Genomic DNA, 4,111 nt, shown 5'->3' with positions numbered 1-4,111 from the left:
GATCTTGGCTCACTGGCGGCCGGATTGGTGATCCAGCAGATCGGCCCAAGGCCACGGCAGAACCTGCGCAAAGAGGCCGAGCAGGCGGGATTGTTGTAGGCACAGCTTGAAGACTTGGGCCCCTGACCGCTCCATGACCGGCGAGGGACCGAAAGCACGCCAGGCGGGCGACAGCAATGTTGGGTTTTGTCGAGTCCGCGACACTGTGGGTTCGGCCCTCATCTTCTGCTGCATTCTCGTTAAACCTCTGAAATAAAAGTCGCAAAATCTTTTCAGCGGCTCCCTTCGCGTTGGCACGCATTTTGATTTTTCTGGTCTTGAGACAGGTAACTGCTGGGAGGCATCGATGACGCGGAGCAAGATTGCGATCGGGGGAACGAAGCTAGCAAGGAGGTCAGGTCAGGTCGGCATCAGATAGTGCGCGAATTGCGGGGGCGTTGAGTCTACCGGCGGGTTCTGCGCCGAACTGGTAGCTGCAATTAGAGTGGCCTCCTCGACGCAGCAGCTCGGATCTACCGGCGGGTTGCCTGGCAGATCCAATCCAACAGTTGATCCACGGTCTCCATCGCCGGGCCGACAAGGAACCCCGCACATGAGGTGTTTGGGTGCATCTTCGTTTCGAGGGCAACACCAAATTGCCAATCGTCTCGGGCCATGAGGGAAGTGCCTGGCGGCAGCGGTAGAAAGGACAGCTGGCGCACCGAACCGGCGCTCGAGAGCGAGCTGGCTCGCGACCGGCGCGGAATGCTTGATTTAAGAAGGGTTCGCATATGTCGCCACTCATCCTAATCTGTTCTGACGATGCCGAGTTCTACCTATTCTTCAGTCATGTCCTGGAGGTGGACGGCTTCGCAACCGAGCTGGCCGGCGGCATGGACGACGCGATACGACAGGCGACTGAGCGCAATCCGCAGGCTGTTCTCCTAGACTGCCAACCTGCTAGCCCTGCCGGCCCGGGGATCTGCGCCTGGCTGAAAGGCGAGCCGCAAACGGACGCCCTGCCAGTGATCGCCCTGATCGCGTCCGGCGCCGAGCATCAACAGCTCGATCTGCTCAAGGCCGGCATCGACGAAAGTTTCCAGCGGCCCTTCGCGCCGGCTAAATTGCTTGCGTATTTAGGTGGGAAGCTGCGGACGCCGCTGCTCCCCAATGGAGGGCACGGGGGGTCCCTGACCTGCGGCGAGCTTAATATGCAACTCGGCAGCCGTCGGGTACACTGCAATGGACAGCAACTCCATCTTGGCCCACTCGAGTTTAATATGCTTCGTCACCTGATGGAAAACCCTGGCAAGGTGTGCACCCGCGACGAACTGGTTGGGGCCGCCTGGCCCGCCAACATCCACGTCGGCGCGCGCACCGTTGATGTCCATATCAGCCGAGTGAGAAAGGCACTCTCGCCCCACAACGTCATCCGAACCATACGCTCGGCCGGATACGCACTCGAAGAGCAGGAAATCTGAATTGCTATCGTGTCCTCGCTTGTGGTGTAGCTCGGCGGAGCAAAAGCTGCTCGCGAGCGCGCCCTCGATAGCGCTGTAGCGAGCGAGCGGCTTTGCGGTGGCCATCGGCGCTTTCCGGTAGGGTCTGATTGCACACCCCCTTACCGGAATGACTACCGCTGAACGACGACGAACGTGAAAAATACACTCGACGCCAAACGCTTGGGTGGGAGGATCTGGTAGCCAGCAGCTAGAGGCACTTAAGGCGAATGGAGGTCATCACCACTTCCCACACTGGTTAAGCGGCATCGTGTGACGATCTGGGTTCAGTTCAGCGGACTCGACGCTCGGCTTGCTAGAGATGCGCTGGGGCAAAGCATCGTCATTCGCAAATGCGTCTACAGATCGACGGGTCGGAAGAAGAACCGGACCCTCAAATCAGTGCCCGTCAGCGCGCGCCGTTTCTGCGACGTCCTGACGAAAAACGGGGACGTGCCCGACGCGGCGCCTTGCGCCGGGCACTCACTTCTAACCACTCCACTGCAGTCTATGGCATCGTCCACCGGGCGGCGGCATCGACAGTTGCTAGGCCGCCTTCGGCGCGCCTTTCAGACAACGTGCGGCTTTGACCATTGTTGACGAGTGCGGGACGGACTTCCTCCCTCGACGTGTATTCAAACCGCAATCGGGGTTGACCCAAATCTGACTGTCGCAAAGGCGGTGGCGCGCCTGCGAGAGCAGATTCGTCATCTCGTCGGCCCCCGGCACCCGCGGTGAGTGGATATCTAGATGCCCGGTCCGATCTCGTTCCGATAATTGAAGCTTTTGAACGCGTCGAGCAATTCCATCTGCGAGCGAGAGGTTTCGATGGAGATCACATCGGCATCCATTGCGGCGATCGCGTCTATTATGTCGTTGAATTCGGAGTAGCACATAGGCATGTCGATTTGGATCGCATCGTACACGCCCGTCGAAGCGAGCCGAAAGCACTCGATGGCCCATTCGAGGTAAGGCTTCCAGTCTGATTTGCGCAGCGGCAAACCCTCGCGCAGTGCAGCCTCATCGATCTGAATCAACCGTGGCGCCCGTGCTTTCGAGATCACCCACCTCGGCACGGAGGGCGAGCGCGATCTGACGGCAGACGACCGACCGCGCGCTGCGAAAGCTAGCCACGACTTACGTCCCGGTCGAGCATGATTTCCAGGTCAAGGTCCATCGGGACATAGAAGAGAGCACGACGGCGCGATCTCCGCCCGCTCCAGTGGCCAGCGGCGACGACCGGCTTGATGGGCGCAGGTTCGCACGCCAAACATTGCGACCATCGATCAGGCTCGGACTTCAGATTCCACACTTCCCGAACCGAATTAATGAGGGGGCTCGCCTCTCATAGGGATGCTGGCTGGCAACCGCGCATCATTGGATGCAAGTTTCAAGTGCGAAATCGTGCAACAGGGTTGTTGCACGAGCGGGCTTGGGGCACCCGCGGTATTTCGTGATGCAGCACGCGCAAAGAAGTTTCGTTCGCTTTTGTCGAACAGAGCCCATTTCCACTGAGGAGGCGTTTTGTACCTGGCCCGTCGCGTCACTGCACCAGAATGATGCCCGCCGGATGGGAGTTTCCGATGAAGCAGGGCTTCCATTGACAGAACAGCCTTCTTCTCTGTTCGGCTTCAACCTCCTGCAGCAGAAATAAAACCGCTGGTGGCACCCCAAATCGCGACAATGCCGGATCAGGTGAAGAAATATTCCTCGATGCGCTGCTTGGCTTTCCGCAGCACCGGCAGGATGTCGCGCTCCATCGCTTCAACTGAAAAACGCGCTGACTGGGTCGAAACATTGATCGCTGCGACGATACGGTCCGCACGGTCGCGGATCGGCACCGCAATCGAGCGCAGGCCGAGTTCCAGTTCTTCGTCGGCGATGGCGAAACCATCCGCTCTCGCCTTGTCAATGGCCTTGCCCAGCGCGGCACGCCTGGTGATCGTCTTGGGCGTCCGCCGCTCGATCTTTGCTTCCGCAAGGAAGTTCTTCAACTCGTCCGTCGCCAGACCGGAGAGCAGCACGCGTCCCATAGAGGTGCAATAGGCGGGCAGCATGGTCCCTACGTCGAGCGCGACACTCAGGATTCGACGGCCGGGGACGCGCACGACATAGACGACGTCCTCGCCCGACAGCACCGCCGCATTACACGCCTCGTCGAACTGCGCCGCCATGTCGCGCATGATTGGCGTGGCGAAGGTCCATAGAGACGCGCCGCCGAGCGAAGTCCGGGCAATGGTCAATAGCCGCGGCGATAGCGAGAACAGTCTGCCGGACTGGGTCGCGTAACCGGTGGCAACCAGCGTCAGCAGAAGGCGGCGGGCGCCGGCGCGGGTTAGCCCCGCTTCCTCGGCCATCTCGGTCAAGGTCATGCCCGCCTGATGGCGGGCAAGGATTTCCATCACCCCCAGACCGCGCCCCAGCGAGCCCACTTGATCACGCGCATTGCTTTTGTCTTCCACGGCCGCTTCCACTCAGCGTTGACTCTATAATAGAGCTGCGGTAGATGTATCTCACATAAAACATTTGTTCGCAATGCGAACTTTGTTGCATCTTGAGGATCGCTGCGATGGTCAAGTTCCTGCCGCTCAAACAGGCCGTGGCCGAGAACCTCAGCAATGGCGACACGGTTG

The 4,111-nt window shown here is 59.8% G+C and carries 3 protein-coding genes and 1 pseudogene; 1 reads left to right on the top strand and 3 read right to left on the bottom strand.

All coding sequences use genetic code 11. The annotated features are described in order from the left end of the window. Nucleotides 1-770 precede the first annotated feature (770 nt). Entirely contained in the window at nt 771-1,460 is a 690-nt protein-coding gene (locus O7A60_RS31560) for a response regulator transcription factor (RefSeq protein ID WP_337109556.1), read from the top strand. Between the two features lie 564 nt (nt 1,461-2,024). Here O7A60_RS31560 and O7A60_RS31555 read toward each other — a convergent pair. The 3 genes and pseudogenes from O7A60_RS31555 to O7A60_RS31545 form a co-directional block, all read right to left on the bottom strand. Then, nucleotides 2,025-2,591 (bottom strand): annotated as a pseudogene (locus tag O7A60_RS31555) (5-methyltetrahydropteroyltriglutamate--homocysteine S-methyltransferase); the annotation flags it as partial. 578 nt (nt 2,592-3,169) lie between these two features. Continuing rightward, nucleotides 3,170-3,880, bottom strand: a complete 711-nt coding sequence (locus O7A60_RS31550) for an IclR family transcriptional regulator domain-containing protein (protein ID WP_415926885.1) — start codon at nt 3,878-3,880, stop codon at nt 3,170-3,172. Beyond that, nucleotides 3,880-4,111, bottom strand: a 232-nt coding sequence (locus tag O7A60_RS31545; RefSeq protein WP_337109554.1) for a hypothetical protein, incomplete at its 5' end; no start/stop codon positions are given. The genes O7A60_RS31545 and O7A60_RS31550, both read right to left, overlap by 1 nt.

This window comes from Mesorhizobium salmacidum (SeqCode), assembly GCF_037179605.1.
Taxonomy (GTDB): domain Bacteria; phylum Pseudomonadota; class Alphaproteobacteria; order Rhizobiales; family Rhizobiaceae; genus Mesorhizobium; species Mesorhizobium salmacidum.
Note: the sequence above shows the minus strand (reverse complement) of the source record. Positions and strands in the feature narration are given on the sequence as shown.